Raw genomic sequence first — 19,676 nt, 5'->3', positions numbered from 1 at the left:
TCCGGCGCACCTATCCTGACGGGTGATGACCACACCCACGCGCGATCGCATCTATCTGGACCACGCGGCTACCACGCCGCTCGATCCGGCTGTCCGCCGGGCCATGGTCGAAGTCTTGGACGGACCCTTCGGCAACCCCTCGAGCGTGCACGCGTCGGGCCGTCTCGCGCGCGCCGCGCTCGACCGCGCACGGCGACAGGTGGCGGACGCTCTCGGTGCGCAGCCGCACGAGATCGTCTTCACCTCCGGCGGCACCGAGGCCAGCAACCTGGCCATCGCGGGGCTAGCTCGCCGGAGCGGCCGCAGGCACACGGCGGTGAGCGCCATCGAGCATCACGCCGTGCTGCGCGCGGCCTGGACGCTGCGTGACCGTGGGCTCCCCGTTTCCGAGGTTCCAGTGGACGCCCACGGCCGTGTGACGCCGGACATGCTGGCGGAACACCTGCGGCCCGACACCGCGCTGGTCAGCATCGCTCTGGCCAACAACGAGATTGGCACGGTGCAAGACATCGCGGCGCTCGCCCGGACGGCGCGCGCGGCCGGTGCGCTGTTTCACACCGACGCCGTTCAGGCGGTAGGGCAACTCGACATAAATGTTGATCGACTGGGTGTCGATCTGCTATCACTGTCTGGCCACAAGATTTACGGGCCTAAGGGCATCGGCGCGCTCTACGTGCGAGATGGCGTGAAGTTGGAACCGCTAGTTTGGGGTGGTGCGCAGGAGATGGGTCGTCGGGCGGGAACGGAAAACATTCCGGCAGCCGTCGGCTTGGCGCACGCGGTCACCGCGGCCTGCGCGTCGTGGCGCGCCACGAATGCGCGGCTGGCCGAGTTGTCGGGAGAATTGATCGACGCCGTTCTGAGAAAGGTGCCGCACGCACAAGTGACTGGGCACCCGACAGCTCGGTTGCCGTCCATTGCCAGCTTCGTGTTTGCCGACGTGGACGCCGAGCCCCTGTTGATCAATCTCGACCTGGACGGCATCGACGCCTCATCGGGGGCCGCGTGCGAGGCCGGCTCCCTGGAACCATCCCACGTCATCGAGGCGCTCGGGCTGCCGCCCGCCTACCGCCGGGGACCGCTGCGGCTTAGCCTTGGCCGGGATACGACCCGTGCGCACGTGCTGCAGGCCGCGAATGTGATTGCCCGGCACGCGAATCGTCTGCACGCCGCGCCTCAGCCAGCCGCGGCACGCCTGGGGGCACGCTAGCGTGGAAGTCTTTCTGCTCATCCCGCCGCACGTGTATTTGGGTCTCGTGCTGGCCACGATCGTGGCGTTTCTCTTCCACGCGTTCGTTGGACGCCGGCAGCGGTCGGGAATCTTGTACTGGCCGTTCGGGGTTGGCGGATTCGCCGCCGGCGCGCTCATGGCGGCGCCGCTGGGCGCGACCTATCTCATGATCGGCGGACTGCCGGTGCTTGCGGCGCTGCTCGGATGCATTCTCGGCGTCGCCATTGCGCACGTTCTGTTGTCGTAGCCCGTTGGAGTCGTTGACCTAACATAATGGTCATGGTAGGTTCCGGCGAGGAGGTTTCCCCGGGCTGATGCTTGGACGCCTCGTCAAGTTTGCCCTTGGCTTGGCGGTTGGAATCTTCCTCGGACTGGCGCTGCGCTCGACTCGATCGTCGGGCGCGGCGGAGGATGCTTAACCGTCCGCAGGGAGTGACGAGCACCACACGAGGCCGAACCGGCTAGAGAGCCGGATCTGACGCGAACTTAAGGGACTGCTGGGGAGGCAATCTCCGGCGGTCTTTTGCTATGTCCCATGAGTGAGGAGACTGCCTGAGCCATGCAGACCGACAAGATTCGCGAGATGTTTCTCGCGTTCTTCGCCGACCGCGGGCACGTCGTGCTTCCAGGCTCGTCCCTGATTCCCACGGGCGATCCGAGCGTCCTGCTCACGACAGCGGGTATGCAGCAGTTCAAAGCCTATTTCAGCGGCGAACGCCCGGCGCCCTATCCACGTGTGGCCACGGTGCAGAAGTCCTTCCGCACCACCGACTTCGATGAGGTCGGCGACCTGAGCCACCTGACCTTCTTCGAAATGCTGGGCAATTTTAGCTTCAACGACTACTTCAAAGAGGAAGCGATCGCGTACGCCCGCGAATTGGTGCTGGAGGTCGCCGGCATCGATCCGGCCCATCTCTGGGTGACGGTCTTCGAGGGCCGCGAGGGCGTGCCCCGCGACGACGAATCGGCCGAAATCTGGACGGATGCCGGTCATCCGCGCGAGCGCATCGCCTTCTTGGGCGATGACAACTTTTGGGACCCGACCGGCGATAGCGGGCCCTGTGGTCCCTGCACCGAAATCTTCGTCAACCTTCAACCCGACGAGCCAGACGTAGGTCCGGCGGTGGCGCCGGACCGCTACCTCGAAATCTGGAACCTCGTATTCAACCAGTATCTCCAGGACACGGAAGGTGCGCTCAGCCCCTCGAATCCCGGCGTGGACACGGGCGCCGGGCTCGAACGTTGGGCCTGGGTGCTCCAGGGCGTGCCGTCTACCTATGACACCGACGTGTGGAGGCCGATGCTCAGCCTTGTGAGCGGGCGCGCCGGTCGCGCCTATGCACCCGATGACGCGGCCGGGCGCTCTATGCGCATCGTGGCGCAGCATTCGCGCGCGGCGGCGTTTCTGATTGCCGACGGGGTGATGCCCGGCAATGAAGGCCGGGGCTATGTGTTGCGGCGCAGCCTGCGCCATGCCGTGCGCCACGCCGACCTGCTGCGAATGGGTGATGACGCGCTGTCGCCCCTTGCCGACCTAACCGTCGAGATTTTCGGCGAGGCGTATCCGGAGCTGGAGCGACGGTACACGTTCATTTGCGACGCCATCCGTGATGAGGAAGCCCGCTTCCGCCGAACGCTGGTGACGGGGATGGCCCTGCTCGACGAGATGCTGACCGACATTCCCCGCGGCGGCACCCTGCCGGGCGCCCGCGCGTTTCTTCTCTACGACACCTACGGGTTCCCGCGCGACGTCACCCACGAGGTGGCGGAAGCGCGCGGCGTCGCCCTGGATGATGAGGGTTTCGCGGCGGCGCTGGCCGAGCAGCGTGAGCGTAGCCGCGCGGCACAGCGTGGCGATCGCAGCGCGCGTCTTCCCGCTGGATTCGGCGAAACGGCATTTCTCGGGTACGGCGGGCAAGTTGCGGGCGAAGGCACCGTCGTCGCCGTCGACATCGACGGCACCCTGCACGAGTCGGTGAATGCGCCGGGCCGGGCCATGGTCGTGCTCGACCAAACGCCCTTCTACGCCGAGGCCGGCGGCCAGGTCGGCGACACCGGCGCTCTCCGACGCGACGGACTCGTGGCGCGGGTTCGAGATACGCAGAGTGCGCCCGAGGGAACCCACGTCCATCTGGTTGACGTCACGGAAGGCGTTCTGCGGGTCGGCGACGTCGTGCGGGCGGAGGTCGATGGCTCGCGTCGGCAAGACATCATGCGCAATCACTCGGCGACCCACCTGTTGCACGCGGCGCTCCGCCACACGCTGGGCGCCCACGTGCAGCAGGCGGGATCGCTGGTAGCTCCCGATCGCCTTCGCTTTGACTTCACGCATCCCAACCCGGTTGATCGGGCGCAGCTGCGCGCCATCCAACAGTGGGTCAATGGCCGCGTGCTCGAAGACTTGCCGGTCGCGACTGAAACGGCGGAGGTGCGGGAGGCGGTCGAACGGGGCGCCATGGCGCTCTTCGGCGAAAAGTATGGCGAGGTCGTGCGGGTGGTTGCCATGGGCGACCAATCGTTGGAGCTCTGCGGGGGCACGCACTGCACCGCGACGAGCCAGATCGGCATGTTCGCCATCGCCAGCGAAGGCGGCATCGCCGCCGGCGTGCGCCGCATCGAGGCGCTGACCGGCCACGGAGCCGCCGAGTTCGTCGAGCGCCAGCAGGACATCCTCAACGAGGTGGCCGAGGAAGCCGGCGTATCGCCGGGCGAGTCGGCGGAACGCATCCGTCGACTCAAGACTGAGCTTGCCCAGGCCCGTCGTCAGGTCGCCGCTGCCGAACGCGCGGAGGCGCGACGGTCCGCGGCGGCGCTGCTGGCGGGTCGCGAGCAGGTGGATGGCCTCACGCTGGTCGCCGGGCGCGTCAGCGTCGCCAACCGTGACGCGCTGCGGCAGGTCACCGAGTCGTTGCGCGACCAGCTCGAGGAGCCTTGGGTCATTCTCCTGGCCACGAGCGTCACGGCGAAGCCCGCCTTCGTGGCGGCCGCTTCGGCTCAGGCCGTGGATGCGGGCGTGCATGCCGGCGACCTGGCTCGAACCGTCGCCAAGCTCACGGGCGGAAGCGGCGGCGGGCGGCCGGAACTCGCGATGTCGGGCGGCACGGACGCCGCAAAGATCGACGAGGCATTGGACGCCGGGCGCAGCTATGTGGCCGCCATTCGGAGGCCGTCATGAGTATTCGCCAGGGCCCCACGCTCGAGCGGCTCCCGCCGCGCCCACGGCGCCGCCCGCGGCGTCAGGCGCATTCGCGCCGCCGTGCGCCGACGATGCGCGAACCCGTGTTCGAGCGCCTCGACGAGCTCGACGGCGCGCGGCCGGTGCGCACGTATCGCCACTGGGAGCGCAACGACCATCCCCTGCGTCTGCTGGCGCCCGCGGCCGCGGCGGTGGTTGGCGTCGCCGCGGTTTGGATCGTCATGGCCTTTTGGATCTGGCCCTCGTCGACCGTTGTGGTGTCTCCGCTGGCGACGCACGTGCCGATCACCGTTGACGTGCGCATCGATCCCGAGCTGTCCGAGGTTGACGTCGAGGCGCGCGCCATTCCCGGCACGATCGTGTCCGCCGTCAGCGACGGCTCCATGTCCATGCCCACCACCGGCAGGCGCCGGGAGCCCGTGGAGTTCGCTCGTGGGCGCATCACCTTGAGGAATCGCACCCGCGAAGCCGTTGTCGCTCCTCGCAATACTCGAGTTCGAACCCAGCAGGGCACGAGCTTTCTCACGGACGCCGAAGTGCTCGTGCCGCCGACGGTGGAAATCGTCGGCCAGACGGTTCCCGGTGAGGCGACCGTGAGCGTGACGGCGGAAAACCCCGGCACGACGGGCAACGTGCGCGCGCTGGCGATTGTGGCCGTCGATGGACTGGAGGCGGAGACGCTTGATGTCTTCAATTCGCAGCCGATTTCGGGGGCGGCGGAGCGGGAGATCGCGCTGGTTTCCCAGCGGGACATCGACGAACTCGACCGTGTCTTGGTGGAGCGGCTGCAAAGCGCGGCGGTGGAGGAGCTTCGACGCGACCGCCCCGAGCAACACACGCTCGTTGTATGGTCGCCGGAAGCCGGCAATCCCGAGGTGGTGCGGAAGGACTTCAGCGCCGACGTGGATCAGCTCGCGGCGGTGCTGCAGTTGGACCTGGAAGTGCGCGCGAGCGGGACGCTTTTCGCCAACGATGACTTGGAGCGGATTATTGTCAACGGCCTCGCGAGCGGTGGCGCGGATGTCGAATTCGACGAGATCCATGTCCTGCGAACCGAAATCCTCGACGAGTCATTTGGCTGGCTGCACATGCGCATCGAGGCGGTTGGCGAATCGGTGGCGAAACTCGATACCAACGCCATTCGCGGCACGTTGGCCGGCACGAGCCTCGACGACGGGGCGGTGGCTCTGAATCGGCAGTCGCAGATTGCCGCCTGGCGGATGTCGCATGATCCACCTGACACCGAAAACTTCCCACGTTGGGGCTGGCGCATCGATGTCCAGGTCACGGAGCCGACGGCCATCCCGGCGGGCTGAGCCTGCCGAGCCGCCGCCACCGCGCAACCGGCGCATCATTGGCCTTGACCTGGGATCGCGCCGCATAGGCGTGGCGATTTCCGACGCGGCGGGTGGATTCGTGGCCCATCGGCGTGTCATCGAGCGGCGGGATCTGGCGCGCGATCGGGCCGCCGTGACGACAATCACGGATGACTATCCCAACGCTACGATTCTGGTCGGTCTGCCGTTATCGTTGGATGGAAGCGATGGGCCTCAGGCGGCGCGGACGCGCCGGTGGGCCCGCCAACTGCTTGCGGATCAGTGGGACTCGGTCGTGCTGCGCGACGAGCGGCTCACCACGGCCGCCGCGCGGGAGCGGTCGGGCGAGCGTCCCATCGATGCCGTGGCCGCCGAGGTGCTGGTGCAGGACTTTCTCAATGATCGGGGAGCCTGGTGAGAGCCATTGGGCTGCTCATTCAGGCGTTTGTCGTCGTGCTGCTGTCGATTGGCGCGGTGGCTTATTTGGGCTTCAACGTCGTGAGCCGGTTCGCGGAGTCGCCGGCCCCGGTGGCGGCGCAAACGGTGCAGTTCACCATTCCGCCGGGGGCCACGACCAGCGACATCGGCCGCGCGCTGCAGCGCGACGGCCTGATCCGCAGCGATCTGCTGTTTCGTCTCCTGGTCGATCGGCGGGGCCTCGATGGGCGCTTGCGACAGGGCGTATATCTCCTGCGGCAGGACATGTCGTTGGACGAGATTCTGACCTTGTTCGAGGCCGGGCAGCCCGCGGAGCAGACGGTGACGTTTCCGGAAGGCTTTCGCATTGAGGAAATGGCGGATCGGCTCGACGAGCAAACCCACATTGCCGGCCAGGATTTCTTGGGGATCGCGCGCAACCAGGTTGCCGAGCTTGCGAACGAGTTTCCCTTCCTGCGCGGCATCCCACCCGGAGTGTCGCTCGAAGGCTATCTGTTTCCCGATACCTACCAGATCAACGCCGGGACCACTGCCGGCGATTTGGTCCGCACCATGCTGCGGCGCTTCGATGACATCGTGACCGTCGACATGCGATCGTCGGCGGCGGCCCGCGGCTGGGATTTGCACGCCCTCATCACCGTCGCGTCGGTCGTGGAGCGCGAGGCGCGAATCGATGAGGAGTACGCGTTGGTGGCCGGCGTCTTCGCCAATCGACTGGCGACGGGGATCCCGCTCCAGGCGGACCCCACGGTGCAATACGCCCTGGGACGCACCGAAGGTGGGCGCGGATGGTGGAAACCCGACCTCACCACCGCCGATTTTCGCGTGGACTCGCTGTACAACACCTACCTCCACTCCGGGCTGATGCCGGGGCCGATTGCCAACCCCGGACTCAAGTCGATTGCCGCCACCGCCAACCCGGCCGAAACGCCGTATATCTTCTTCGTCGCCAAGGGCGATGGATCGCATGCGTTTTCCGTGACGCTCGAGGAACACGAGCGCAACATCGCCCAGTATCGAGCTCTGCCGTGAGCGGAGGTGAACCGGTGGATGGAGACCGAGCGGCGAGGGTGCAGTCGCGACTCGCCGGCTTGGACGTGGACGTGCTGCTCGTTCACGGCGCCGCCAATCGTCGTTATCTCAGCGGATTCACCGGCAGCGCCGGCGTCTTGCTTATCGGCGCGGATCATCGTGTGCTCGTGACCGACTTTCGCTACACGGTGCAGGCGCGCGACCAAGCCCCGGCGTTCAGCGTGGTCGAAGCGGCCGAGCCTCTCGAGGGCCTGGCGGACGCCGTGGCGGCCTCCGGCGCGACGCGCGTCGGCTTCGAGCCCGAGCACGTCACCTATGCCGGGTTTCAGAAGCTGGAGGCGCGACTCGCCGAGCTCACGCCTCCGGTGCGCCTCGTGCCCGTTGAGGCTGTCGCGGAGCAGCTTCGCGTGATCAAGGATGCGGGTGAACTCGACGTGATTCGCGAAGCCGTGCGCATCGCCGACGAGGTGATGGCGCGGGCCGCGGCGTGGATCGAGCCGGGCGTGACCGAACGCGCGCTGGCGAATCGACTCGAGGCCGCCATGCGCGACCTCGGCGCCCAGGGCCCGGCCTTCGACACGATCGTTGCCGCCGGGCCGAACGCGGCCATGGCCCACCACCAGCCGGGGAACCACCCCATCGCCGCAGGTGAGCCCGTGATTGTCGACCTTGGAGCGCGACTCAGGGGCTACTGCTCGGACATCACGCGAACGTTCATCGCCGGCCCGGCGGACGAGACGTTTCGGCGAATCTACGATCTTGTGCTGGAGGCGCAGCTGGCCGCGGAAGCCGGAATCCGTGCCGGCATGTCGGGACGGGACGCCGACGCGTTGGCCCGGGACCCGATCGCGGCGGCGGGCCACGGCGGTGACTTCGGCCATGGCACGGGGCACGGCGTGGGCCTGGAGATTCACGAGTCCCCGCGACTCTCGACGCGATCGGACGATACGCTGGCGACCGGCATGGTCACGTCGGTGGAACCGGGTATCTATCTGCCGGAGTGGGGTGGTGTGAGGATTGAGGATCTCGTGCTCGTGCAAGACGACGGTGTCGAAGTGCTGACGCAGACGGCAAAATGACCACCGCTGCGAGAGTCGTGGAGCCGTCCGATGGTTGACCCTGGCGAGTTGCGTCGCGGCAATGTCGTGCGGATCGACGGGAAGCTCTTGGAGGTCGTCGAGCACCAGCATCAGAAGATCGGCCGCGGCAGCGCGCAGACCAAGCTCAGGCTGCGCGACATCGTCAACCAGACGACCTCCGATCGCGTGTTTCAAGCGAGTCAGCGCTTCGAGCGCGTGCGGCTGGATGTTGATCCGGCACAGTTCCTGTACCGGAGTTCCGACGCCTTTCACTTCATGAACATGGAGACGTACGAGGAGGTCGCGCTCAGCGCCGCCGAGGTCGGATCCGCCGCGGACTATCTGGTCGACGGATTGGAGCTCGAGCTGACGACGTTCGAAGGCCGCACCATCGGGCTCGAGCTGCCGGTGGCTGTTGATATGGCGGTTGCGCACACGGAGCCTGGCGTCCGCGGGGACACCGCGACGGCGGCGTCGAAGCCGGCCACCATGAGCACTGGCCTGCAAATTGATGTGCCGCTCTTCATCAGCACCGGCGACGTCATTCGCGTGGATACCCGTACCGGCGAATACAGCACGCGCGTCGGGCAGGCGTGACCAGGACTGAGTGAGGATTGCCTTGACTGACGAGTGGGATCGCGCGCTCTCCGAAGTGCTCCCCGATCTTGTGGAAACCGCTCGCAATGAGCGGCTCGAGGAGATCGAAGTCGCCGACGAACACCACACGATTCGCCTGCGGCTCGCGGAGCCAGCCGCTGATGTCTCAGCCGTCGTCGAGTCCACGGATGTCGAGGCTGCCGAGCCGCCGGTTGCCCGAGCCGTGCACGTCGGCATCTTCCATCGGCGGACCGAAGACGGCGCCGATCCGATCGCTGAGCCGGGCGACGCGCTGGAAGAAGGAGCCCCGCTTGGCTTCGTGGACGTGCTCGGCGTGTCCCACGAGGTGCCGGCGCCGTTTGACGGAACGCTCGAGGCATTTCTGGTCCCCGACGGCCAGCCGGTCGAATACGGTCAGCCCATCGCCCGTTTGACGCCAGCCGAGTAGCGCTCCTACCTCGGAGGTCCGGTTGTCGGCGGCTCCGGACTGTCGAGTTCTGTGCGCGGTCGTCCGTTCCGTAGTCGCCGGCGGACCTCGCATCCCGCGTGACCGAAGGAATTTCGAGGCGCCGCGTCGAACTTCGGCAACGAATTGGCACGTCCACGAGCTTCGCATCGTCAAGAATCTCTGAGTGGTAAAGTCAAACTCGGGACGGACCCATGAATTCGACAGGTATTCGGGTGTGCGTCGGCAGTGGCCGGGCGTGCCGGGTCCGGGTGCGACTCTAGTCGCGGGAGGGGAGGAACCCATGGCGAAATCTTTAAGCAGGCGTGACGTGATGCGCCTCGGAGCGCTTGGTCTCGCAGGTGGCGTCGGCGCCGCGGCGCTGGCCGCGTGCGGCGAGGGCGAGGTCGAGATCCGCACGGTTGAGGTAGAGAAGATCGTCACCGTCACCGAGATCAAAGAAGTCCCGGTCGAAACGGTGGTCGAAAAGGAAGTCGTCAAGGAAGTCGAAGTCCAGAAGGTCGTGACTCAAGAGGTTGAGAGGGTCGTCGAGCGGGAGAAGATCGTCGAGAAGGTCGTAGAGGTGCCGCAGGAGACGCAGGTCGCCGGCGTCTTCGAAATCGGCCCCGTCAAGGCGGTGCGATTCGGCAACTACCGCGACCTCACGCCCTACAACCCGCAGTACGGTGGCAAGATCACCCACGCGGCGCCGGGCGCGATCAACAACCTCGACCCGCTGCACTTTCCTGACGCGTGGTCGCTCATGGGCGGCGGTCAGCCGCTCTTCGACGCGCTGATCGCCCATGGTCCAGGCGGGCAGCTGGCGCCGTGGCTGGCGACGGACTGGACAGTCTCGGACGACTTGCTGACCTACACCTTCCAGCTTCGCAACGACGTGCAGTTCCACGACGGGACGCCGTTCAACGCCGAGGCCGCCAAGTTCAACTTCGAGCTGTGGATGGACCCGGACATGAACCCCGGCTGGAACGCCAACATTGGCAACCAGCTGGCCAGCGTGTCGGCGCCGGGTGACTTTACGCTCGAGATGACGCTCAACGAGGTCAACGTCTTCTTCCTGGACCTCCTGGCCGGCGGCTCCGCCGTGTTTGCATCGCCGAAAGCCGTGGCGGAATACGGTGAAGACCTCACGCGAAACCCCGTAAGTACCGGACCGTACAAGTTCAAGGAGTGGAAAGAGAACATTTCCCTCACCATGGTCCGGAACGACGACTACAACTGGGGTCCGCCGTGGGCGCTCAACCAAGGTCCGGCCTTTGCCGATGAGTGGACGTCGTTCGAGCTGACCGACGTGTCGGCCAAGGTGGCGGCTTACGAGGCTGAAGAGCTGAGCTGGATGCACCACTACAGCCTCACCGAGCTGCAGCCCTTCTTCGGGAGTCCGGCGCACCAGGTCTTCATCGGGCTTGGTCCGGGACAGCCGTGGTACTTGCAGACCAACACCATTAACTTCCCGACTGATGACTTGGCGGTTCGCAAGGCGCTGATCCACGCCACCGACCGCGGCACGGTGACGCGCAGCGTCACGCTGGGCTTCGGCGCGCTGGCGGGCAGCCTGCTCACGCCGGGAACCGTCGGCTATAACCCGGACCTGGATGGCTACTACGACTTCAACATCGAGAAGGCCAACCAGATCCTCGATGAGGCCGGCTACGCGCGCGGGGATGGCGGCTTCCGCTACGACTCCGGTGGTCAACTCTTGGAAGTCTCATTCCCCGACACGCCGAATCCGTTCTCGCAGCCCTACAAGCTCAACATCGAGAACGCGATCGGCATTTCGGTGGCCACGCCCAACATGGAGTGGGGCACCGCCGTCGAGCAATACCTGCAAAAGATGCACACCCACAAGTGGCAGGGCGGCGTGGGGCTTGAGGGCGGCTTGGTGCTTGACACGGTCTATCACTCGCGAAACTTCGGGGTGCCGGGCAACCGGGCCTACACCTGGCTCGTCGACGAGGAGATCGACAGCTTGCTCGACGCTGTGCGCACCGAGCCCGACCAGGCCAAGCGCGCGCAGATGACGAATCGTGTGCACACGATTCTGATGGAGCAGGCCGTCGGTATTCCGCTGGTCGAGTGGGGTTCGCTATTCCCGGCCAACACGGCCAAGGTCGGCGGACGCGTGTTCCACACGATCCTGACCTCGCCGTACCCCTTCGACCTCTACTCGACCGAGGGCTAGGAGCGAGGCCATAAGGAGGGCGTGATCGCCGGACGCTGATCTGGCGCAGGAATGGGCAAATACATTGCAATCCGGGTGCTGGCCGCGGTGCCGGTGCTCATCGGAGTATTGGTAATCGTATTTGTCCTCCTGCGCCTGATCCCCGGCGATCCGGTGTCGCTGCTGCTCGAGTCGCGCGGCGAATCGTCGATCTTCACCAGCCGCATTCCGCTCGAAGCGGTCGAGCAGCTCCGAGATTCCTACCACCTCAACGACCCCATTCCGGTGCAGTTCGCGCTGTATGCCCGGGATGTGGTGGTGGGTGATTTCGGCCGCTCGTTCCAGACGAATCAGCAGGTCGGGGACCTCATCAAGGAGCTATTCCCCGAGACGTTGAAGCTCACGATGGCCGGGATGGGCGTCGCCCTGCTGGTGGGGCTGGTCTCGGGAATAGTGTCGGCGATCCGACACCACACCTGGGTTGATTATTCGGGACAGGTCGTGGCCGTGTTTGGCGTCTCGGTGCCGGACTTCTTTTTCGGTCTCGTCCTGATTTACATATTCAGCGTCAATCTTCGTTGGCTGCCGGCCTTGGGGCAGGATAGGCCCGAAGGGATGATCATGCCGGCGATCACGCTCGGCGTCAGCGCCGCCGCGATCATTGCCCGGATGACTCGCTCGTCCATGCTCGACGTCATGAGCCGCGACTTTGTGCGGACGGCTCGCGCCAAGGGGCTGCGTGAATCGGCGGTCGTGATCCGGCATGCACTCAAGAACAGCCTGATTCCGGTCATCACCATCGTCGGCTTGCAGTTCGGGAGCCTACTGACGGGTGCAATCGTCGTCGAGGTCGTGTTCACCCGCCAGGGCCTCGGCTTCGAGTTGGTGGAGGCTGTGCAGCGCCGGAACTATCCGGTGGTGCAAGCGCTGGTCATGTTGGCGTCGCTGGTCTATGTCGCCGTCAACATCATCGTCGACGTGCTCTATACCTATATCGATCCGCGCGTGCGGCTTCAGACGTAGCGTGAGGCGAAAACAGGGCGCCGCGCGGCGCGACGTTGATCGGGCAGCGTGCCCAGCCGTTCCCGGCTCGATGGCGTCGACGGGCGTGCGAGGAGTTTGCAGCCGTGGCGACGGCTGACACCCCGACCGTCAAAGAAGCCCTTGAGGGCGGCGATCCGGGGGCCGCGCGCAGCGAGTGGGGCCTCGCGTGGCGGCGATTCATTCGCAACAAGGCGGCCATCGCCGGCGGCGTGGTGCTCATCGCCATTGCCATCGTCGCGATCCTGGCCGATATCATCGCGCCCCATTCGCTGAACTACTACAACCCGGAGCTGTTCAATTCCCCGCCGGGTGAGGGCGGGCACCTCCTGGGCACGGACCGAGTGGGACGCGACGTGTTCACTCGCGTGGTGCACGCGCCGCGCATCTCGCTGCGCATTGGATTCCTGGCGGTAGCCATAGCCGCCTCCGGCGGCACGCTGGTGGGCTTGGTCGCCGGATTCGTGGGCGGCAAGGTCGACTGGGCGATCAGTCGCGTGCTGGACGTGATGCTGGCGTTTCCCGGCATCCTGCTGGCCATCGTCATCGTCTCCACGCTGGGGCCCGGCCTCAACAACGCGCTGATCGCGTTGGGGATCGCGGCCATTCCCTACTACGCGCGGGTCGTGCGCGGCGCCACGCTTTCCGCGCGCGAGCTGGTGTATGTGCGCGCGGCGCGAGCCGTGGGTATGCGCGAGGCGCGCATCATGCTGCGCCACGTGCTCCCCAACGTGGTGAGCCCCATCATCATCATGGCCACGCTTGGCCTGGCGTCGGCGATTATCGCCGCCGCCGGGTTGAGCTTTCTCGGCCTCGGCGCCGAGCCGCCGACGCCCGAATGGGGTCTGGAGCTCGCCGAGGGTCGCCGCTACCTCCGCACGGCGCCGTGGGTGCCGATGCCCCACGGCATTGCGATATTCATCACCGTCATGTCGCTGAATCTGCTGGGCGACGGACTCCGAGAGGCCCTCGACCCACAGGCCAGCGCCTGGACCAACTGATCGACCGGCGCCCGTCCCCGTCGCCGCGACGCCTCGGGTTGGCTACGGGTTGGCGATGAACGCGACGCCGAATGCGCCGCGGCCCGTGTGCGTGGCGATCACCGGTCCCATCTCGATTCCCGGCAGCAGTGCCGCCGACACGTCGAACTCGCGTTGGATGTCGGCTTCCAGCGCGGCGTACATGTCGTCAGCCCCCACGTGCATCACCGAGATGGCCTGCAGGCCGTTTGGCGCACGTTCCCGCACGTAGTCCACCAGCGCGCGTCGAGCCTTGGTGAAGGACCGCACCCGGATGACGGGTTGCACCTCTCCGTCCTCCACGTGCAGCACCGGCTTGAAGCTCAGGATGGAACCCACAAAGGCCTGAGCTCCGCCAATGCGGCCGCCCCGGCGCAGGTACTCCAACGTGGGGACCACGAACGCCACATGCGTGCGCGCGCCCAGTTCGTTCACAAGCTCCACCACCGCCTCGGCGCTGGCGCCGCTGTTGGCGGCCTGCGCCGCCTCCACCGCCAGCAAGCCGACGCCAATCGGCGGTAGATCGTTGCGGACCAAGTGCACATCCACGTCGGGCAGCTGATCTGAAGCCAAGCGTGCCGATTCGAGCGTGCCGCTCAGCTTGGCCGATAGATGGATGGACACAATGGCGCTGCCGTCCGCCCCACAGCGTTCATAGATATCCATGACGGCGGCCGGCGCCGGCTGCGAGGTGGTTGGATGCTCGGGCCGGCTCTCCAGCATGGTGAAGAATTCGGTCGGCGTGATGTCGACGCCGTCGGTGAAGTCATCGGTGCCGAAGTGCACGTGCAGCGGCACCACTTCGATGCCGTGCTCGTCGAGGAGGCTCCGCGGCAAATACGCCGTGCTGTCGGTCACGATCTTGACTGCCATGCGAATACTCCAGTCCAACCTCAGCGCTTGGCCTTGGTTCCGCCGCCGGGTGCATTGTTGCCACCGGGCCAAGCGCTATCCAGCCGCCGGGGAAATAGTACTCCGTCCGAACAAGCGACTCGTCAGGGCAGTGACCCGTGTGGGCGAGCCTGAGGCAGTTCGGATTAGTCGCTCGGGGGTATGTATCGGTTGGCCAACTCGACATAATCTTCGCGCGGCGGACTGAAGATGTCGAGAACCAGTGCGGGGCCCTTCACCGTGCGCGCGCGGTGCAGCACGCCGCCGGGGATGATGAACATGTCCCCAGGGCGGCAAAGCCGGGTCTCGTCGCCGATGGTCAGCTCCATCTCGCCTTCGAGCAGCATGCCGGCCTGCTCGTGCGGATGCTGATGCAACGGCACCACGCTGCCTTCGTCCAGCTCCAGGCGCGACAGCATCACCCGCTCGCCATACGGTGTGCGCGCCCGTGCGCCCGGGGCAAGCTCGATTTCGGGATGATCGGCGGGGTCAACGAATGGCATGGGTGAACTCCGGGGCGAAGGACCGCCCGAACTGCACGCCGCGAGGGCGTCGACGGTCGCACGCTGGCGTGCGAACGGTACTCTACAAGCGATTGGTCCGTCTTAGCGGGGTGAGCGGTGGTTGTCGGAGATCTCATAGGCAAGCGCATGGCGCTGGCCGCGTCCGGCGGGCTGGACAGTTGCACCATCACGCGTTGGTTGGTCGAGGAGGGAGTGGGAGTCGTTTCCCTCACGGCCGATCTGGGCCAGCCGGATGAGGCGAACATCGACGACATCCCCGAGCGCATGCGAGCCGCGGGCGCCGAGGACGCGGTTCTGGTCGATGCCCGCGACGCGTTGGCCCGGGCCGGTCTGGAGGTCATCCAAACGCAAGCCAAGTACGAAGGTGGCTATTGGAACACGACCGGCATCGCGCGGCATGTCACGGTGCAGGCCCTGCTGCCCGAGGTCCAGCGGCGCGATATCACCGTGTTCGGCCACGGCGCCACCGGCCGCGGCAATGACCAGGTGCGGTTTCAGCTGGTCACCAACATGCTCGCGCCCGGGATTCAGGTCTATGCCCCGTGGCGCGACACGGAGTTCCTGGAGCAGTTTCCGGGTCGTCGGGAGATGATCGTCTACTGCGAGCGGGAGGAAATCCCGATCCGCGCGACGCTCGACAAGCCCTACTCAACCGACGCGAATCTCCTTGGCCTGACTCACGAGGCCGGCCAGCTTGAGGAGTTGGAAACCCCAGCCCAATTCGTGCGCCCGGAGATGGGCGTCTTTCCCCACGAAGCACCGGAGGATGGTGAGCGAGTCGCGATTCGCTTCGAGCAGGGCGTTCCCACGGCTATCGACGGTCGGCCGGTGACGCCGCGTGAAGCCATCGAGCAGGCCAATGCCATCGGCGGCCGCCATGGCGTGGGCATAGGTCTGCATGTGGTGGAGAACCGCTTCGTCGGCATCAAGTCACGCGGCGTCTATGAGGCGCCGGCGATGGAGCTGCTCGGCACGTGTTACGCCTATCTCCAGCAGCTCATCCTGGACCGGCGCGCGCGGTCCGTCTTCGACCAGGCGTCGGCGCAGCTTGCGCGACAGGTGTACGAGGGCTACTGGTTCGACCTCGCCAGCAGCGCCATGCGTCGATCCGTGGAGACGTTCACGAAGCTGACGACGGGCACGATCGTCGTCGACGTCTATCGGGGCCACGTCGCCTACGCCAGCGCGCACGATGTGCCGCACTCGCTCTACAGCGACGCCTCGAGCATGGAAGGCGTGGGCGATTTCGATCACCGCGACTCGGAAGGTTTTCTCGGCGTGCTGGGCGTGAGCGCTCGCGCGCTGAGCACCCAGGGCCACATCGACTCGGACGAATGAGGCCGGTGAGACGCACGTGAGCAACGTCTGCCTCCCTCAGAGGAAACCGTGGCCGTAGCGCACGCCGCGACGGCGTTGGACGCGGCTCGGCGCGCGCCGTCGGCGGGGTTGCTGGCCATCGCTTGCGCCCTGCTGCTTGGCCTCCAGGCGATTCGAGTCTTCACGACTCACACGGTTTGGCTGATCGGGGAGACGTCCAGCCGAGAGGTTCTGGCAATCGTGGTGCTCGGCGGCTTTGCCGCCGCCATCCTGGCCTGGCCGCTCGTCCGCGTTATCGGCGTGCAAGCGGCGAGCCTATGGTCGCTGCGATTGCTGGCGGCCGGGGCGGCGGTGGGACAGATCTCCGCCGTTCCAGGACTCGACTTCGCGGCGGGCCTCGCCGGCACGATTGCGCTCGGCTGGTTCCTGGCGATGCTGCCCGCGCTGGGATTGGCGGCGCCCATGGCTCTTGCCCTGGCGCTGGCGCTCGATCTGACCGTTCGCATCGGTTTCATCACCGTGGACGCGCCGTTTGCGCACCACCCGGCCGCGTCGGCGGTGGTAGCCATCGCCGTCGCCATCGTTGCGCTTGGCGCCCCGGCGGTTGCTCGTCAAGCAACGCGACTGCCAGCGTGGCGCGATGCCTGGCCGCTCATTGGTCTCGGTCCCGGGCTGGTGGTCTTTCTGATCCTCAGTGGAAACCTGGGCCAGGTCATCGTGAGCGCGGATCTTGATTTCCGCGCTGCGGGACTTGCTCTGGCTGCCGGCGCCGCCGTGGGCATCGTTTGGACCTCGGCGCTGATTCGAGCCGGGCCGGCTCGCGCACGAGTTCTGCTTGGCGTGGCTGCCGTCGTGCTCATCGCGGGTTTTGTTCTCCTTGACGCCGGGACGGTGGCGGGGCTGGGAGCCGCGGCCGTCGGCGCCGCGCTGCCGGTGGTGCTGGTTCCCCTCGTGCCGCGGACGGACGGCTCCGACCGTGTGGCGCCCAGCGTGGTATCGATGACCATTGGACTTCTTCTGCTGGTGATGCTGCTGTTCGTGTTCTATTCCTTCTACGGACCTGGGTGGGTGATGTGGGCCGCGGTCATTGCCACGGTCCTCCTGGGAGTCGGCGGCTCGTTGCGGCGGTCGCCGGACGTGGAGGACGAGAGACGGGCGCGCCGGCGCCGCTGGCCGGCCCCGCTGGTTGCCGCCGGCTTGGTGTTGCTGCCGGCAGCGGCGGTCGCCGGCACGGCAGCGCCGCCGGACACTGGAAACGCCGATTCCGACGGTCTTCGCGTGGTCACGTACAACATCCGCCAGGGATTTGGCGTGGAAGGCCGCTTCGATCTCGAGGCCGTGGCGCAAACGCTGGAGGAAAACCCGGCCGACGTGATCGCGCTGCAAGAGGTGGGTCGGGGCTGGGTGATTTCCGGCTCCGCGGACACGCTCACCTGGCTGTCGCAGCGGCTTGACATGCCCTACGTGTATGGCGCGGGTGCGGGCGATCTCTGGGGCAACGCCACCCTCACCCGGCTGCCAATACGCGGTACCGTCCATCATTTCGACAATCCGGGACGGATTCCACGCGGCGCCGTGGAATCTGAGATTGACGCCTCCGGCCAGACGTACACCGTCATCAACTCGCACTTGGATCACGCGATAGACGGCGGCCCGACGCGCGAGGCGCAGGCTCGGACGCTGCTCGACATCTGGGGCGGCCGGACGCATACGGTGCTGGCGGGGGATTTGAACGCGGAGGCGGACGCACGGTCGATGCAGTTGCTCTGGCAGGTTGGATTCCTCGACCCTGACGCCGGCGGACCGCCAACGTTTCCCGCGGACGCTGAGCGCATCGACTATGTGCTGCACACCCCCGACCTTGCGGTGGTTGAGGTCCGCCGGCCGATCACCGCTGCCTCCGACCACGAGCCGGTGTGGGTGAAGCTGACGTCGCACACCCTGGCGGACGTCGCTTCTCGCTAGCGCAAGCCCCTTCACGCAGCGTGGCCATTCCATGCGCTTCGGCGATCACACCTACGAAGAGATCCGGGAGCTCGCGCGTGGGGGCTGCCTGGCAATTCTTCCAACCGGTTGCACCGAGCAGCAGGGGCCGCATCTCCCCGTGGACTTCGATACCTGGTTTGCCGAAGAGCTTTGCGAGGCGGCGTCTGAACGAGCCTCAAGCAGCTTTCGTGTCAATTCGCTGGTACTGCCAGCCATTCCCTTTGGGCCGACGCCGGAGCATCGAAACTACGGCGCGGGCTATATCGATATTCCGCGCAAGCTGCACGGCGACATCGTTCGTGCCGCACTGGAATCCCTCGCCGAGCAGGGGTTTGGGCGAATCGTCGTTTGGCACGGGTGCGGCGGCCACGACCTGGGTGACACAGTCCGGGAGTTCAACCGGCTGCACCGGAGCGAATCGGCGGCGTTCTTGCCCCGGCATCCGTTCAATGACATTTGGCGCCGCATTGGCGATCCAACGGTGTCCGGTGGTCACGCCGACAGCTTCTCGACCTCGATTGCGCTCCATCTGCGCCCGGCATCCGTCCGCCGGGACAAGATTATCGATCCCGCTCATGGGCCGGTTGACTGGCAGGATCCGGACTTAGACTTCGCGCACTATTCGTCCACGGGGGTGATTGGCGACCCAACCCATGCCAGCGCCGAGCTGGGCGCCCGGCTATGGGAGGCCGCTGTCGATAGTGTCGCCGACACCCTGCGGAACATCGCGTTGTCATCCCCGGCGCTCGGTGACTCGTAGGGCTTCATGCCCCCGCGATTTGCGCGGATCAGCCCGCCACAGCCTGAGTCTCTAAGGGGCTGAGAGCGTGCCGGTGCCTCGCCACAGCTGCGGCTTAGCCGGGGCGTGATGGGCGAGACTTAAGTCGAGAGTCGACCAGCGTCATTCGGGCAATGTTCTGCGTCGTGGGCAGGCCTGTAGCCGCGGCTCACTTCCACCTAGCCTCGCCAGGTGCCGAGCGCTTTCGCGCTCGATCAGGGCTCGCAGCCCTTCGTGGACCAGCGCCGAAATTCCGTCGATGCCGGTGAGGCGTTGCGCGTCTCGCAACAGGCGCTCGTCGAGATTCAGCGTCGTTCTCACGTGAAACTCCAACTCCGAATCGAGTCCTGCACCATGCTATTCGCCAATTGATGTCCACGTTGGCACGCCCGGCGTCAGGTCGTCATCGGCCCGCGCGAGGCGCAGGCGCGGTACTTTAGTACCTAAGCTAACGGGCCCCTATTCGAAGGGAATCGGAGCGAGCGCGTGGGGATGCTCGTCGCGGTGCGTCAAGGCGGTCGAACAAGAAAGTTCTTTGCAGGCATGGAACGTTTCGGCCCGAACGCGCGTAGTGTCTAGTGGAATACCTTCGGAGCACCGGCCATGA

The 19,676-nt window shown here is 66.3% G+C and carries 18 protein-coding genes; 15 read left to right on the top strand and 3 right to left on the bottom strand.

What is annotated here, in order from left to right:
- Positions 1–25 precede the first annotated feature (25 nt).
- The 12 genes from OXG79_07920 to OXG79_07865 all read left to right on the top strand — a co-directional run bounded on the left by OXG79_07920 (position 26) and on the right by OXG79_07865 (position 13,555).
- On the top strand, positions 26–1,210 hold the full coding sequence (locus OXG79_07920) for a cysteine desulfurase family protein (protein MCY3783696.1): 1,185 nt from the start codon (positions 26–28) through the stop codon (positions 1,208–1,210).
- 1 nt (position 1,211) lies between these two features.
- Positions 1,212–1,478, top strand: a complete 267-nt coding sequence (locus OXG79_07915) for a hypothetical protein (protein MCY3783695.1) — start codon at positions 1,212–1,214, stop codon at positions 1,476–1,478.
- Between the two features lie 312 nt (positions 1,479–1,790).
- Positions 1,791–4,406 (top strand): alanine--tRNA ligase, encoded by a 2,616-nt coding sequence (gene alaS / locus OXG79_07910; GenBank protein ID MCY3783694.1) that lies wholly within the window; start codon positions 1,791–1,793, stop codon positions 4,404–4,406.
- Positions 4,407–4,498: 92 nt separating this feature from the next.
- A complete protein-coding gene (locus tag OXG79_07905; GenBank protein MCY3783693.1) occupies positions 4,499–5,743 on the top strand; it encodes a baseplate J/gp47 family protein in 1,245 nt (414 codons plus the stop codon).
- A complete protein-coding gene (gene ruvX, locus OXG79_07900) occupies positions 5,703–6,161 on the top strand; it encodes a Holliday junction resolvase RuvX (protein MCY3783692.1) in 459 nt (152 codons plus the stop codon). The genes OXG79_07905 and ruvX overlap by 41 nt, the downstream gene beginning before the upstream one ends.
- Positions 6,158–7,213 carry an endolytic transglycosylase MltG gene (gene mltG / locus OXG79_07895; GenBank protein MCY3783691.1) on the top strand — a complete coding sequence of 352 codons (1,056 nt, stop codon included), beginning with the start codon at positions 6,158–6,160 and terminating at the stop codon, positions 7,211–7,213. Before ruvX ends, mltG begins: the two co-directional genes overlap by 4 nt.
- Positions 7,210–8,292, top strand: a complete 1,083-nt coding sequence (locus tag OXG79_07890) for a Xaa-Pro peptidase family protein (protein ID MCY3783690.1) — start codon at positions 7,210–7,212, stop codon at positions 8,290–8,292. Before mltG ends, OXG79_07890 begins: the two co-directional genes overlap by 4 nt.
- 30 nt (positions 8,293–8,322) lie before the next feature.
- Positions 8,323–8,889 (top strand): elongation factor P, encoded by a 567-nt coding sequence (gene efp, locus OXG79_07885; GenBank protein MCY3783689.1) that lies wholly within the window; start codon positions 8,323–8,325, stop codon positions 8,887–8,889.
- A 22-nt stretch (positions 8,890–8,911) separates the two neighbouring features.
- On the top strand, positions 8,912–9,337 hold the full coding sequence (locus tag OXG79_07880) for a hypothetical protein (protein ID MCY3783688.1): 426 nt from the start codon (positions 8,912–8,914) through the stop codon (positions 9,335–9,337).
- A gap of 301 nt (positions 9,338–9,638) precedes the next feature.
- A complete protein-coding gene (locus OXG79_07875) occupies positions 9,639–11,534 on the top strand; it encodes an ABC transporter substrate-binding protein (protein ID MCY3783687.1) in 1,896 nt (631 codons plus the stop codon).
- Between the two features lie 51 nt (positions 11,535–11,585).
- Positions 11,586–12,536: an ABC transporter permease gene (locus OXG79_07870; GenBank protein ID MCY3783686.1), complete on the top strand. Its 951-nt coding sequence runs from the start codon at positions 11,586–11,588 to the stop codon at positions 12,534–12,536.
- 104 nt (positions 12,537–12,640) lie between these two features.
- Complete coding sequence (locus tag OXG79_07865) at positions 12,641–13,555, top strand: ABC transporter permease (GenBank protein ID MCY3783685.1); 915 nt, start codon at positions 12,641–12,643, stop codon at positions 13,553–13,555.
- A gap of 42 nt (positions 13,556–13,597) precedes the next feature.
- Here the strand turns inward: OXG79_07865 and OXG79_07860 are convergent, their stop codons facing one another.
- Positions 13,598–14,446: a DegV family protein gene (locus tag OXG79_07860; protein ID MCY3783684.1), complete on the bottom strand. Its 849-nt coding sequence runs from the start codon at positions 14,444–14,446 to the stop codon at positions 13,598–13,600.
- 164 nt (positions 14,447–14,610) lie between these two features.
- Entirely contained in the window at positions 14,611–14,967 is a 357-nt protein-coding gene (locus tag OXG79_07855; protein MCY3783683.1) for a cupin domain-containing protein, read from the bottom strand.
- Positions 14,968–15,114: 147 nt separating this feature from the next.
- Here OXG79_07855 and argG point away from each other — a divergent pair, with 147 nt between their 5' ends.
- The 3 genes from argG to OXG79_07840 are packed head-to-tail and all read left to right on the top strand — an operon-like array spanning position 15,115 to position 19,051.
- On the top strand, positions 15,115–16,326 hold the full coding sequence (gene argG, locus OXG79_07850; protein ID MCY3783682.1) for an argininosuccinate synthase: 1,212 nt from the start codon (positions 15,115–15,117) through the stop codon (positions 16,324–16,326).
- Between the two features lie 48 nt (positions 16,327–16,374).
- On the top strand, positions 16,375–18,270 hold the full coding sequence (locus OXG79_07845) for an endonuclease/exonuclease/phosphatase family protein (GenBank protein MCY3783681.1): 1,896 nt from the start codon (positions 16,375–16,377) through the stop codon (positions 18,268–18,270).
- Positions 18,271–18,301: 31 nt separating this feature from the next.
- Positions 18,302–19,051, top strand: coding sequence for a creatininase family protein (locus OXG79_07840; GenBank protein MCY3783680.1), 750 nt, complete (start codon positions 18,302–18,304; stop codon positions 19,049–19,051).
- Between the two features lie 141 nt (positions 19,052–19,192).
- On the opposite strand, the gene OXG79_07835 is transcribed toward OXG79_07840, so the two are convergent.
- Positions 19,193–19,390, bottom strand: a complete 198-nt coding sequence (locus OXG79_07835; GenBank protein MCY3783679.1) for a type II toxin-antitoxin system VapB family antitoxin — start codon at positions 19,388–19,390, stop codon at positions 19,193–19,195.
- Positions 19,391–19,676 lie beyond the last annotated feature (286 nt).

This window comes from Chloroflexota bacterium, assembly GCA_026706485.1.
GTDB lineage: Bacteria > Chloroflexota > UBA11872 > UBA11872 > UBA11872 > JAJECS01.
This window is presented reverse-complemented; position numbering and strand designations above follow the sequence as displayed.